The sequence below is a fragment of the Haloplanus sp. GCM10025708 genome (genome assembly GCF_042663985.1).
GTDB classification, from domain to species: Archaea; Halobacteriota; Halobacteria; order Halobacteriales; family Haloferacaceae; genus Salinirarus; species Salinirarus marinus.
The window spans coordinates 2,747,022-2,760,278 of record NZ_JBHSZA010000011.1 but is presented as its reverse complement, the minus strand read 5'-3'; the positions used below and the strand labels follow the sequence as shown (position 1 = coordinate 2,760,278).

Sequence of the window (13,257 nt, the reverse complement as noted above, 5' to 3'; positions counted from 1 at the left end):
TCTATATACCGTTTATCGATAGGGGCTATCCGGCGTTTCCAGCCGAATTATCCAGTCGACCGCATCGAAATCGTCGTCGAACGAGTACAGATACTCGATACCTTCCCGCTCCATATACGCCGCGATTGTGGCATCCCCGAACGACAGACCCTCGTAGGTCTCGAAGAGTTCCACGGCCCTATGGAAGTCCTTCCGAGCTGCATGTAGGACCTCAAATCCGGAAGACTGATTGAGACGACCGTATGTCTCGACGGCCTTCGCGTACCGTTTCCGGTTGTGTATCCAGTTCAGCGTCTCGAGGACGATATAGTTCGTCACCCGTCCCGTCGGAATGTCGCCGTGATCCATCCCGCGGACAATTTCCATCGCGACGTCGTGGTGTTTGTCATCGGTGTCTGCCATCCCGATGAGTACGCCTGTATCTACGACAGCGACCGCCATCAGCCGCTCTCCGAGAACGCGGGATCGTCTTCATGACCAGCCAGATCATGCGTTTCAGATCCTCCACCTCCCATCGACACCGGCTCGAAGTCATCGAAAGCACCGTATCGCTGCTTGACGACCTTGACCGAGAGGTTCCCTTCGTCGTCGACGTCCCAGCGGAGCTTGTCGCCCGGCTCGATGTCGAGACGTCGCCGGAGATCTGCCGGTATCGTCACCATTCCTCGGTCGCTTACCTTCGTTTCCTCACTCGACATACTCGATAGTATGGCCCCTCATCGTATACATGTTGCTCCACATGTTATCTTACGAACTCCCACGTGTGCATCCCCTCGCCTTCCGGTGGACGTATCTCGTCGCGACGCTCGGCAAGTTCGCGCTTCAACCCCACAAGGGTTCGTCTGTAACTCACGCCCGTCGTCGGTGAGTCGGTTGCCCTTTTCGGCTTCAACCCCACAAGGGTTCGTCTGTAACACCTGTGCGGGCGTGAGTGGTTCGTCGGCGTCTCGCTTCAACCCCACAAGGGTTCGTCTGTAACGCCGAGCGCCTCGATCCCGACGAGCATCCGGCCCTCGCTTCAACCCCACAAGGGTTCGTCTGTAACGTGAATATCAACGTCGTCAGTTCGTTGTCCAGGTCGAGCTTCAACCCCACAAGGGTTCGTCTGTAACCCGTCTCCCCAACCGGGATTGTTCGCCAAATCCCGCGCTTCAACCCCACAAGGGTTCGTCTGTAACGTTGCGGGACGCTTACACACATTCCGATAGAGACGCTTCAACCCCACAAGGGTTCGTCTGTAACGTTTGGTCGGCGGCTGTAATGTCCAACCCGCCACTTGCTTCAACCCCACAAGGGTTCGTCTGTAACGCTGAAGGGGGATCTTCTCAAGATTCGGGTGGCGCTTGCTTCAACCCCACAAGGGTTCGTCTGTAACGATTTTGAGTAAACGCCTTTGGTACTCCGATACAAGCTTCAACCCCACAAGGGTTCGTCTGTAACATGAGTCGGCCATGCGGCGGCCACGTCTTCCCGCGTGCTTCAACCCCACAAGGGTTCGTCTGTAACTATCACTACGCCGATAAGCCCTCCGAGTGCGATAAAGCTTCAACCCCACAAGGGTTCGTCTGTAACAGCATCCGAATTTGTTGTAACTCCATGAGTTGCTGCTTCAACCCCACAAGGGTTCGTCTGTAACCGGCCAGCCCGGTTCGGTGCGACACCGATACACCATGCTTCAACCCCACAAGGGTTCGTCTGTAACGGTGCATTGATTGGGTTGCTTGGCGTCTTCGGCTTAGCTTCAACCCCACAAGGGTTCGTCTGTAACTAGGGCGGCCAAAGAGTTGCGGATACAACGGCTCCAAGCTTCAACCCCACAAGGGTTCGTCTGTAACTGTCGAGCGTGAGCGTCCCCGCTTTCAGGAGTTCGAGCTTCAACCCCACAAGGGTTCGTCTGTAACCGCACCCCCTGATCCAGCCCGGACCCAAGTGGCTTCGCTTCAACCCCACAAGGGTCCATCTGTAACGAGAGTTTCCCCGACGCCCTCCGGGATCGTGTACTGGCTTCAACCCCACAAGGGTCCATCTGTAACTTCGCCTCGCGGAGTGTGCGCAGGTCGGCGTTGTGGCTTCAACCCCACAAGGGTCCATCTGTAACCAGAGCCTCAAACTATCAGGTAGACGGTAGTAATATGCTTCAACCCCACAAGGGTCCATCTGTAACCATCCTCTACCTCGCCGGTGGACCAGTCGTCATCGCGCTTCAACCCCACAAGGGTCCATCTGTAACTCGCCGCCCACGACACGTCGGACTTGACGGCCGAGGACGCTTCAACCCCACAAGGGTCCATCTGTAACGGGTGGAGCAGATCCATGACTGATACAGGAGAGCCAGCTTCAACCCCACAAGGGTCCATCTGTAACGGGTGGAGCAGATCCATGACTGATACAGGAGAGCCAGCTTCAACCCCACAAGGGTCCATCTGTAACCGCTCTCGTTTCGTATTTCGATGATGCCGGGCGTTGAGCTTCAACCCCACAAGGGTCCATCTGTAACATCGACGACCTCGAAGCCCAGAACGAGCGCCTTCGGCTTCAACCCCACAAGGGTCCATCTGTAACCATCTTCTCCGCCCAAGCGGAGTTCGTTGAGAGCCGCTTCAACCCCACAAGGGTCCATCTGTAACCGTCCGTGTGGTCGGTGTTCGCGGTATTCTCGTGCTTCAACCCCACAAGGGTCCATCTGTAACCCTCAAGACGTTCACGACAGATTGGCGCGGATGACGCTTCAACCCCACAAGGGTCCATCTGTAACCGCCGTACCCGGCAGTCCGCAGCGAGGGCTACTACCCGCTTCAACCCCACAAGGGTCCATCTGTAACCCGTGACCGTGACGAGCTGGTTCCGCTCGCCGGTGTGCTTCAACCCCACAAGGGTCCATCTGTAACTCGGTGGGTACTTGACGACATTGAGCGGCTTGTCGAGCTTCAACCCCACAAGGGTCCATCTGTAACATTCACGCGGCATGGTCGACACCGAGGCCGTCCTCGCTTCAACCCCACAAGGGTCCATCTGTAACAGGGGGCCCGGGCGGATGGCGGCGACTCGGAGCTCGGCTTCAACCCCACAAGGGTCCATCTGTAACGATTCTATATCGATGTCTCCGATGTATCGAATCCTGGCTTCAACCCCACAAGGGTCCATCTGTAACGTTCCGGTGGTCGTGTCTCCCGGGTCTGGAGACGCGCTTCAACCCCACAAGGGTCCATCTGTAACCAGCGTGTTGCTGATCCAGTCCCAACCGAGCACCAGGCTTCAACCCCACAAGGGTCCATCTGTAACGATTCTATATCGATGTCTCCGATGTATCGAATCCTGGCTTCAACCCCACAAGGGTCCATCTGTAACGAGGAGCGACCGGCCGCTTTCGGTTGTCTTGCTCATGCTTCAACCCCACAAGGGTCCATCTGTAACCGCCGGCGCGACGGCCCGCGAGACGGCCGACATCCTCGCTTCAACCCCACAAGGGTCCATCTGTAACGCGACTCCCCGACCGTGACGTTCGGCGGGCAGATTAACGCTTCAACCCCACAAGGGTCCATCTGTAACATGCCGACCTGGGTCGAGCATTACGACGTGCGCAGTTGCTTCAACCCCACAAGGGTCCATCTGTAACATCCCATTCGGGTCTGCGGACCGCCCTTCTCGTCGTTGCTTCAACCCCACAAGGGTCCATCTGTAACAATACTCGAAGGCTCTTAGACCAAGCATCTGTAACTGCTTCAACCCCACAAGGGTCCATCTGTAACGAGACAAGGCGCGAGACAGGCCGGAAACCTACGAGGCTTCAACCCCACAAGGGTCCATCTGTAACCGGCCAATACAAGGGCTAAGAGCAATAGTCTACCCAAGCTTCAACCCCACAAGGGTCCATCTGTAACCCTAACAATGTCCTGTAAAAACTGCGGCGGCGTATTAGCTTCAACCCCACAAGGGTCCATCTGTAACGGCGTCCTCGACGGCGTCGAGCGCCATGTAGCCGACGCTTCAACCCCACAAGGGTCCATCTGTAACCGGCGGATACGACCTGGTGGAACTCCCCGACGGCCGGGCTTCAACCCCACAAGGGTCCATCTGTAACCGCCGGTGATGCCGAACTCGCGGGCCTCCCGGAAGCTTCAACCCCACAAGGGTCCATCTGTAACACGACTTCGAGGCGGGCGAGGCGTTCGATGCGCCCGCTTCAACCCCACAAGGGTCCATCTGTAACCAGCGATGTACTCGATGAGCTACGACGACGAGCGGCTTCAACCCCACAAGGGTCCATCTGTAACATTCGAGAACGTGATGAGCGGCGCGTCGTACTGGCGCTTCAACCCCACAAGGGTCCATCTGTAACGCGAATCAAGTGCTATCCAGCCTGTCGACGCGACAGCTTCAACCCCACAAGGGTCCATCTGTAACACAGCAAGACGACGTCGAAGGAAACGACTACAACCCGCTTCAACCCCACAAGGGTCCATCTGTAACACTCGGTAATGTCCGGTAAGAATACGTTACGGGGGCTTCAACCCCACAAGGGTCCATCTGTAACAGTTCCGGGCAGTACAGGCCGATGCTCTCCAGCAGGCTTCAACCCCACAAGGGTCCATCTGTAACGTCGTACTCCCAGACGCCGAAGGTCTCGTTGTATTCGCTTCAACCCCACAAGGGTCCATCTGTAACCGCTTCGGAGGATGAGTTCTGGATTGTTGCCAAGCTGCTTCAACCCCACAAGGGTCCATCTGTAACCAGCAGCCTACCACGCGTATTCGCGTAACGCCCGAGGCTTCAACCCCACAAGGGTCCATCTGTAACACTCCGAAACGACATTCACCACATTTGTCACAAGTAGCTTCAACCCCACAAGGGTCCATCTGTAACTATGCCCGATTTCGGGCCCACAGAGCGTGTGTCTACTGCCTGGCTCAAGTAATTTCCGTCGACCTCCAATACCCTCTGAACCCCCGGGGGTCGACGGATGGGATGCATCTATTTCGCGAACGAATCTTGAGCTGCCGACATCCACGGCTGTCCGAGTCGCCCTTCGCGATCTTTGCTGGAGCAGTCAGTCAGCCTCGAAGGCGTCTAACCTCGAGTCGTTCTCCTTCCCCGTCTTCCCACTTGCTTGGGCCACATGGCTACCAGCCGTCCTCGGTTCCTCTTCGGGGGAGTAGAGAGAACGGATCGCGAACGACCACGTATATGTATCCCATACGTGGCTGTTCTCGATTTCGTCGATATCGAGGTCGACTAACCCCGAAGGTAGTGCTCCGTCGTCGGTGTACATAGTTGCCCCATGCGCCCCCAGTCCTTCACGCGCCGAGGCTCTCCCGTTCTCGACGAGACGTTTGAGAGTCTCGGCTACGTGGCGTTTGGAACAGTCGACTGTTTGGTGAATTTCGCGGGCAGTTGCATGGTTCCGATTACGGAGTTCCTCGACGATTCGGCGCTGGGTATCCGTCGCAACCCACTCGACACCGGGGACCTGGAGGTCGGCGAATCCCTCGGGAATCGCATCGGTACGGACGAATACTGTCGCCGTGTTCGTCGGATCATCCGCATTCCGGGCATAGCGCCCAGCGGCCTGGGCGGCGTGATTCTCTCGAACGCTGGCGAGGATTTCACGCGCTGCGTCGGCGTCGCTGCCGACGAACTCCCGGCCGTGGGCACGTCGCACCTCTCCGGCCTCCGTCTCGACAGTCTCGGGTTTCGCGTCGAGCGCACACTCGGCTAAGAGATCGAGCACGTAGTCATCACCGGGATCGATGCTCCCGTTGACCAACCCGACTTTCTCGTCGCCGAAGTCGTTGCGGCTCTTCTCCTCGCCGTAGTGCATCGTCTCGGCATCCTCAACCCCAGCCTCTCGCAGCAACTGCTTCGTCCGTCCTTCGACGCTCGACGCGGTGATGACAGTGCGGAACTCGTCGTATGTCTCGTGCAGGTGTTCGAGCACGGCACGAGTCCCGTCCTCGTCGAAATATTCGCCTGACGCGAGGGGGCGCGTTGCCTCTCCAACCTGTACGACGGTAAGCCCACGTTCGAAGCGCCGCCACAGACGCCGCTCCTCGGCGTCGAGCAGCGATTCGGTGGTGATGTCCGGTTTCGTGTTCCGCCGCCACAGCGGGGCGCTGGGATGCGCGTCGAGGCCGATGACACACCGGGCGAGCGAGAGATCGGGTGCTGCACGGATAGTGCGAACACGGTTGTCCTCGTCGACGACAGCCGTCACCCACACGCGATTCCAGCCGTCGGTTTCGTGTGCGGACCCATCGAGGCGCGGGGGTTCGTGTGGAACCGTCGCCGACTGCCGACCGTTCGCGTCCGGCTCGTCACGGAGTGCGTACCAGATCGCTCGGGTGAGGGCGGGAGCGACAGTGTGGGCGTCGGCGTTCTCTAAGTACCACTCTCGGTTCGGGTTGTGGTCGAGTTTCCCCTCCGTGGCATCACGTTCGTTTGCTGCGTCGGTTCCCGTTCCAGTGTGCTGTGCCAGCTCGACGAACGATTCCCACGTCCGAACTGGCGTCCCAGCATCCTTCAGGAACGCCGTGACACCGCGCTGTATCCGGTCGTTCGAGATGTCGAGGGTGAAGTCGGGGCGCTCGTCGAAGACGACGTTGCAGTTGCGAACGAGGCTCGGGACGTGAGCGAACTGGTGCGTCGCGTGGACGACATCGGTCGTCGTCTCGCCAGTCTCGTCGTCACGGGGCACGCCGTTCCATTGGGTCTTCGCCGGACACTCCGTCTCGTCTTCACAGCACGGAAGCTCGATGCCCTGATCGTTACTTTCGGCGAGGTACGCGTGCGCCGTCGAGAACGGCACACCGCGCCCGTCACACACTGCATCGAACCACGCCGAGGCTGGGGTCCCATCCATCGTGACGACGATGTCCGGCTCTTCTTCCTCGTCCTCGGCCGGGTCGTGGTTCCCACCAGCGACGGGACACCGCTCTTTTCGCCCCTTCAACGTCGCCGCCGTGACGCCCGTCGCCTTTCGGCTACTCTCTGCCGCGTCGTCACGGGCTTCGCGAGTCTCGGAGAAGTGGATGACCGGCGATTCGTCGGTCACGTCGCTGTGGTTCAACCACGGCTCAGTGGCCACGGTGTACATCTTACCGAGGGCTGTTGGGGCGTCGACGACGACGTTCTCGCCGTGGCGCATGGCCTGAAACACTCGGTCACGCAGACGGTCGCGGGCCTCGGGCGTCGTCGGCCAATCGAGGCCTCTCTTTCGTGCCGCACGCTTACGCTCTGACGGGTCGAGCGCAGCGAGTCGTACGAGAGGAAGCGTCGATACGGGTTCGCCTTCCACTGGCTCGTATTCGGGGACGTGCGCACCTCGTTGGCGGAGAGCGTCGACGGCGTCCCAGAAATCGTCCCCGTTCGGGTACTCGTCGACGTGAGTGATGATTCGCTCTTCGAGCGCGACGATCTGCAGTGCGTCGAGGCCGTGCATCCCCTTTCGGTACACCCATCCGCCGTCAACCTGAGCGAGCCGTGTCCCGGATTTCGACTGCGCCCACGAGGGATCGAGTGACTTGGTACCATCGGCACGTTCGTGGGTAACCGTCGACCGAAGGTGGATATCTCGCGGTCCCGTGTGCTGAATCGCGTCGAGGACGTCCTGGACGTCGTGGGTCGTCTCGACGTCCGAGAGTTCCTCCTTCGACTTCTCCGGCTCCCGTAACATTTCGTACGGCGTGCCTTCCGCGACGGTGGCGAATTCGTCGGCGAGGTCGTCGACGAACTTCTGGCAGTCGCGGGTGGTGCGAGGTGTGTTGGCGATGTGGTCTCCCGTCATCGCCGAGAATCGCCCGGAGTCGTACACCTCGATTTCCGCGCCGGGGAAGCGTTCGTCTTCCGGAAGCTCGGCCCCAATTGCCTTTACGCCGTCAGGTAGTTCTCCTCGACAGAAGATGTGGATGCCCGTGCCAGACGTCGAAACGTCCGCGTAGGACGTGGCGCGTTCGACGTGCTCGCGAACGACCGGATGGACCTCGCCGCTCTCGGGATCACGTGCGTCGTCGTAGTCGACGAGGACGAATTCCTCGTCCGGATAGTCCTCGCGGTTCCGGATGTTGAACGCGGGCTCGTATCCGTCGAGCTTGTCGCACCAATCTACGACGGTTTCGTAGTCACGCCAGACATCGGGATCCTGTGCGGAGACGAACTTGTCTGGCCAGTCGGGATTCTCGTAGGGTGCGCGAGGGACCTTTCGGCCGTCGTCGGTGGCCTTCCAGGCCAACCATTGGGAGACGTCCATCAGGTCCTCGGGAAAGACGCCCGATTCGATTTCGGGAGCGGCGTCGAGATTGGCGAATTCATGATTTTCGCTTATTTCGGAAGCCTGAGAGGCCGTTTTCTCGTCGTCGACCCCTGGGGTAGCGTTCTCGGTATCGGCTTCCTCGGCAGTGGTCTCGGTGTCTTTCTCCTCGAGAACTACTTTCGGCTCGTCGAGTGTCCCGACGTTCGCTAATTCGTCGCCCTCGCGCTTGGCTTCGCGGAACTCCTGTTCGGACCAGCCGTTCGCTTTGGCCGTCTCCCGGAGTTCGCCGAGGGGAACAGGATCGTTGGCGTCGAGACCGAGGTATCCACGGGCCTCCCAGAGGAGGCCCTCCCAGTCGAGCCGGGGGCTCCCCGACTCATGGGTAACACCGCCCTTCGTCCCGGGCCGCACACTGTTGGTCGGAGTCGGTGATGTAGCAGCCGCAGAACTCGCAGATGGGCGGGTCGAGTTCGATGGTGCGGCTCACCGCGACCACCTCCAGCCACCGCTCGCTGGACGTGACGCGATACCCCCGAATACCGGCGTCTCAGGGGCTGATTCCTTTATAACTGAATGGGACCGCCCGGATTCGAACCGGGGTCACGGGCACCCAAGGCCCGAAGTATACCAGGCTAACCCACGGTCCCGTGTCCGAACTGTGCGGGCCGACCGGTAAAGGATTTCGCTCCGCTTGACACACCGCCCGGCAATCGAGATTTCGCCTCGAAATCCCCGGTCGTAGCTGTGCGCTCGTCGCCGACAGACGGAACTGACTCACGGCCGCCCGGTGTCACAGTCCGAAGAAAAAGGCAATGCCGAGCGGCGTCACGAGGGTGAAGATGAACTGGAGCGGCGCGCCGACGCGGAGGTAGTCGGTGAATCGGTAGCCGCCGGGGCCGTAGACGAACAGGTTGGTCTGGTAGCCAACCGGCGTCATGAAGGCCGTGCTGGCGGCGAAGGTGACGGCGAGGATGAACGAGAACGCGCTCGCGTCGAGTCGCTGGGCCGCTTCGACGGCGACGGGCACCATCAACACGACGCTCGCGTTGTTGCTGATGACGTTCGTCAACAGGGCGGTGACGAGATAGAAGACGCCGAGCACCGCCAGCAGCGGCAGGACGGTCGACGTTTCGACGACGGCGTCCGCGAGGAGTCGGGCCGCACCCGTCTCTTCCATGGCGATGCCGAGCGGGATGACGCCCGCGAGGAGGAAGATGACGTCCCACTGGACGGCGTCGTACACCTCGGTCGGGCGGAGACACCGCGTCGCGACCATCCCGAGCGAGCCCGCGAGGGCGGCGACGACGATAGGGACGACGTCGAAGGCGGCGAGGGCGACGACGCCGGCGACGATGCCGAGCGCGACCGGAATCTTCCCCTCGCGGAAGTCGTGGCGTTCCACCTCCTGGGCGACGATGAAGTCGCGGTTGGCGTCGAGGCGTTCGACGCTGTCGGTCGTCGCCTGGACGAGGAGGGTGTCGCCGACGCGGAGGCGGACGTCGTCCAGACGCTGGCGCATCAGCTCGCGGCCGCGCCGGAGAGCGAGCACGGTGGCGTTGTAGCGCTGACGGAAATTCGCGGACGAGAGCGACTCGCCGACGAGCGACGACCCCGGAGAGATGACGACTTCCACGAGGTTCTGTCCCGACTCGGCGGCTTCGAGTTCCGACTCGTCGACGGTCACTTCGGGAACGAGATCGAGTCCCTCCACGTCGAGCAGTTCGACGAGGGTGTCGCGGTCGGTTCGGAGCGCGAAGACGTCGCCGGCGTGGATCTCCTTCGGGGCGAGGGTTCGAGAAACACCTCGCCGTCGCGGACGAGCTGGATGAGGTCGACGTCGAAGTCGGTGTCGACGAGGGCGTCGTAGACGCGCCGTCCGACGAGTGGCGAGTCCTCGCGGACGGTGACCTCGGTGAGATACTCGCCCATCTCGAACTCCTCGGTGAGGTCCTGTTTTGGTTTGATGCGTGCGGGCGTCAGATACCGACCGACCGTGAGCAGATACGCCGTGCCGACGACGGAGACGACGATGCCGAGTTGGGTGAATTCGAACATCCCGAACGGGTGACCGATGAGGCGGTCAGAGAGTTCGCTCGCGAGGATGTTCGTCGAGGTCCCGATGAGCGTCAACATCCCGCCGAACATCGACGCGTAGGAGAGCGGCAGGAGGAGTTTCGACGGCGAGGTTTCGCCACGCTCGGCCAGGTCGGTCACCATCGGCAACAGGATGGCGACGGTGGCGGTGTTGTTGATGAACCCTGAGATGGGGCCGACGACGCCGATGGTCGCGCCGAGTTGGCGCGTCTCGCTGGTGCCGGTGAACGCCGCGATTTTCGCGCCGAGCAACTGGACGACGCCCGTCCGCTGGACGCCCTCGCTGAGGATGAACATCGCCAGCACGGTGATGGTCGCGGCGTTGGCGAACCCCGACAGCCCTTGCTCGGGCGTTATCATCGGAACCGGTGCGGGAACGAGTCCCAGGGCCGCGAGTTGGGTCGTCACGGGTTCGACGAGCATCAGCGTCACCATCACCGCGATGGCGGTGATGTCCACCGGCACTGGCTCCGTGGCGAACGCCACCAGTGCGAGGAGAATGATGGCCGTGACGACGGCGATTCCCGGCGTTATGGCGACCACGCTCGCACCGACGGAGTCACCGACAAAAAGGATACGGGATTTTGGGTTTCAGTCGCGCTGCGTAGCCATCCGAGGCGGTCTCGCCGCCGTCTCGATAGTTGGCTGAGACGGCCTCGCCGCCGTCTCAGTAGTCCCCGAGGCTGGTCTGTCCGCCGTCCGTCTCGCGAACGCCCGCGAGATCGGCCGCGCGGGCGATGGCGTCGGTGAACGTCTCGCGTTGGCTCCGGTCGTAAAGTGTCGCCGCGGGGTGAACCGAGATCAACACGCGGCGCGACGAGTCTCCGATGCGGGCGTCGACGACGTCGCCGGCTTCCTCGGTCACGGCGACGGACCGGTCGAGCAGGCGTTCGCTCGGGACTTTCCCCAGCGTGACGACGAGTTCGGGGTCGATTCGGTCGAGTTCGGTCTGGAGGTAACCCTCGCAGTTGTCGAGTTCGTCGCTCGTCGGGTTGCGGTTCTCCGGCGGCCGACACCGGACGCAGTTGGTGATGCGCACGTCGGCGCGCGCGAGGCCGACGTCGCGGAGGGCGTCGTTCAACACGTCACCGGACCGGCCGACGAACGGTTCGCCCCGCTCGTCTTCCTGTGCGCCCGGTGCCTCGCCGACGAACACCAGGTCGGCGTCGCCGGGGCCGACGCCGTTGACGATGCGACTGCGCGAGTCGACCAGTGCCGGACAGCGCTCGCAGTCGGTCACGCAGAGGTCCTCCATCTGGCTCATACCGGACAGGCGTCCGGCGCGGGCTTAACTGTCCGCCATCCATCGCCGCTCGGCGCGGGCGGCGAGCCGGGCGACCCGGAGCGGTTCGGGACGGCCGCCCTCGGGCGTGAACGCGCGAACGACGTCCGCCGCGCGGTCCGCGTCGACGCCGACGGCGCGGACGAACACCGTCTCGTCGCCGACGGTCACTCGCTGGCGCGCCGGTTGCGCCCGGTAGGTCGCGAGCCGCCGCCGTAACGCCTCGCCGTCGAACTGCTTCCGGAGGGCGGCGTCGAGTCCGGGGCTCGCCTCGAACGAGACGGAGACGACGGGGCGGTCCAGCGACTGGTGGAGCGCGCGCAAGTCGACGACGTTGAACCACGCGGGTGCGATCCCAGATATGAGGACGTACTGGACGTCGTCGCGGTTCAGGTCGGCAAAAAGCGACTCGATCGCGTCGGTCGCGTCGGTGCCGCCGACGCTGCAGGCTTCGAACGCGAAGCCGTCGGCGACGCGGTCGGCCCGAACGAGGGCCCCGCACAGGACGCTTCGCCCGGCGTCGTTACCCCCGTACGATTCGGCGACGCCGAGCGCCCGAGCGCCCGATTTCAATCGTCCTTTATCTCCTGTAACCGGTTCAGCAGTTCGTCGTTCGACGCGCCGATCTCGAATTCGACGTTGCCGTCGTGTTTGGCCTCGGACGTTGCCACGCCGTCACCGTCTTCGAGGTCGGCGTCGATCTCCTGCTTTTCTTGTTCGGACTCGTCGTAGCTCCCGAAACCCATACATTGTAACCTAATAGCTGCGGCCTCAAAAAGGGTTTGCAGGAACGCCCGGGTTTTTGCAGGTCGGCCTAATAGGGTGGCCCATGGAGATTATCGACGTCACCGCCGACGCCGAGGAGTTCACCTGCAACGCCTATCTGGTCACGGGCGACCGACCGACGCTCGTCGACGCCGGGACGATGCCGGGCGTCGAGGACGTCGTCGCCGACCACACCGACCGCCTCGACGCCGTCGTCCTCACACACCAGCACCACGACCACGTCGGCGAGCTCGACGCAGTCCTCGACGCGTTCGACGCCGACTGTTACGCCTACGCCGACCACCCGCGCCGGACCCACGAACTCGACGACAGCGACGCGGTACGGATGGGCGACGAGACGTTCGACGTCGTCTACACCCCCGGTCACGCCGACGACCACGTCTCACTGGTGAGCGAGACGACCCTATTCAGCGGCGACGTCGTCGTTTACAACGACGCCGCGTTCGACGACGGGAGTTTCGGGCGGACCGACATGCCGGGCCAGTCGCGCGACCGCCTCGTCGAGAGCCTCCGGCGGCTCCTCGATCGGCTGCCGGAGTCGGTCGGTTCGATGTACGCGGGCCACGGCGACGCCTTCCACGCGAACGAAGAGTCGGTGCGTGAGGTGATAGAGCGAGCGCTCTCGCGAGCGGCGCGGCGAGAACCGAAATATCCGGAGGATTAAGCCGACCGCGGTTCCTTGGCCTTCGGGCGGAGGTTCTTGTAGCCGCACTTGCGGCAGCGCTTCGCGCGCGGCGGGTTTCGGGCGTTACAGCGCATACAGATCTGTTTCTCCAGCGTCCGACTTTCCGCTTCTTCGAACTTAGCCATGGGTAGAAATTCCGGAGGGACGCCCATAACGCTTGCGAGA

8 protein-coding genes, 1 tRNA gene, 1 pseudogene and 1 CRISPR repeat array are annotated in these 13,257 nt (G+C 61.9%); of the genes and pseudogenes, 1 reads left to right on the top strand and 9 read right to left on the bottom strand.

All coding sequences use genetic code 11. The features are described 5' to 3' along the window. Window positions 1-12: 12 nt before the first annotated feature. The 8 genes and pseudogenes from ACFQJD_RS18530 to ACFQJD_RS18495 form a co-directional block, all read right to left on the bottom strand. Entirely contained in the window at window positions 13-441 is a 429-nt protein-coding gene (locus tag ACFQJD_RS18530) for a type II toxin-antitoxin system VapC family toxin (protein ID WP_379800215.1), read from the bottom strand. After that, window positions 441-698, bottom strand: a complete 258-nt coding sequence (locus ACFQJD_RS18525) for an AbrB/MazE/SpoVT family DNA-binding domain-containing protein (RefSeq protein WP_379800213.1) — start codon at window positions 696-698, stop codon at window positions 441-443. Before ACFQJD_RS18525 ends, ACFQJD_RS18530 begins: the two co-directional genes overlap by 1 nt. Before the next feature lie 120 nt (window positions 699-818). Beyond that, a CRISPR array of direct repeats spans window positions 819-4,863; the repeat unit is 30 nt; unit sequence GCTTCAACCCCACAAGGGTCCATCTGTAAC. Between the two features lie 184 nt (window positions 4,864-5,047). Further along, a complete protein-coding gene (locus ACFQJD_RS18520; RefSeq protein ID WP_379800212.1) occupies window positions 5,048-8,656 on the bottom strand; it encodes a hypothetical protein in 3,609 nt (1,202 codons plus the stop codon). Between the two features lie 163 nt (window positions 8,657-8,819). Next, window positions 8,820-8,892: transfer RNA gene (locus ACFQJD_RS18515), tRNA-Pro, on the bottom strand. A 143-nt stretch (window positions 8,893-9,035) separates the two neighbouring features. Beyond that, window positions 9,036-10,882 (bottom strand): annotated as a pseudogene (locus ACFQJD_RS18510) (SLC13 family permease). 124 nt (window positions 10,883-11,006) lie between these two features. Beyond that, window positions 11,007-11,603, bottom strand: a complete 597-nt coding sequence (locus ACFQJD_RS18505; RefSeq protein WP_379800210.1) for a uracil-DNA glycosylase — start codon at window positions 11,601-11,603, stop codon at window positions 11,007-11,009. A 24-nt stretch (window positions 11,604-11,627) separates the two neighbouring features. Continuing rightward, entirely contained in the window at window positions 11,628-12,194 is a 567-nt protein-coding gene (locus tag ACFQJD_RS18500) for a DUF99 family protein (RefSeq protein ID WP_379800208.1), read from the bottom strand. Next, window positions 12,191-12,367: a DUF5786 family protein gene (locus ACFQJD_RS18495; protein ID WP_379800206.1), complete on the bottom strand. Its 177-nt coding sequence runs from the start codon at window positions 12,365-12,367 to the stop codon at window positions 12,191-12,193. Before ACFQJD_RS18495 ends, ACFQJD_RS18500 begins: the two co-directional genes overlap by 4 nt. A gap of 83 nt (window positions 12,368-12,450) precedes the next feature. Between ACFQJD_RS18495 and ACFQJD_RS18490 the strand changes: the two genes are divergently transcribed. Continuing rightward, on the top strand, window positions 12,451-13,071 hold the full coding sequence (locus ACFQJD_RS18490) for an MBL fold metallo-hydrolase (RefSeq protein ID WP_379800203.1): 621 nt from the start codon (window positions 12,451-12,453) through the stop codon (window positions 13,069-13,071). Here the strand turns inward: ACFQJD_RS18490 and ACFQJD_RS18485 are convergent. Continuing rightward, window positions 13,068-13,217 (bottom strand): 50S ribosomal protein L40e, encoded by a 150-nt coding sequence (locus tag ACFQJD_RS18485; RefSeq protein ID WP_379800201.1) that lies wholly within the window; start codon window positions 13,215-13,217, stop codon window positions 13,068-13,070. The two genes, ACFQJD_RS18490 and ACFQJD_RS18485, sit on opposite strands and share 4 nt — an antisense overlap. Window positions 13,218-13,257 lie beyond the last annotated feature (40 nt).

Bases quoted from the DNA above. Each gene is read 5' to 3' on its own strand.
- ACFQJD_RS18525 (WP_379800213.1), bottom strand. From the start codon at position 698: ATGTCGAGTGAGGAAACGAAGGTAAGCGACCGAGGAATGGTGACGATA.
- ACFQJD_RS18485 (WP_379800201.1), bottom strand. From the start codon at position 13,217: ATGGCTAAGTTCGAAGAAGCGGAAAGTCGGACGCTGGAGAAACAGATC.
- ACFQJD_RS18530 (WP_379800215.1), bottom strand. From the start codon at position 441: ATGGCGGTCGCTGTCGTAGATACAGGCGTACTCATCGGGATGGCAGAC.
- ACFQJD_RS18495 (WP_379800206.1), bottom strand. From the start codon at position 12,367: ATGGGTTTCGGGAGCTACGACGAGTCCGAACAAGAAAAGCAGGAGATC.
- ACFQJD_RS18490 (WP_379800203.1), top strand. From the start codon at position 12,451: ATGGAGATTATCGACGTCACCGCCGACGCCGAGGAGTTCACCTGCAAC.
- ACFQJD_RS18505 (WP_379800210.1), bottom strand. From the start codon at position 11,603: ATGAGCCAGATGGAGGACCTCTGCGTGACCGACTGCGAGCGCTGTCCG.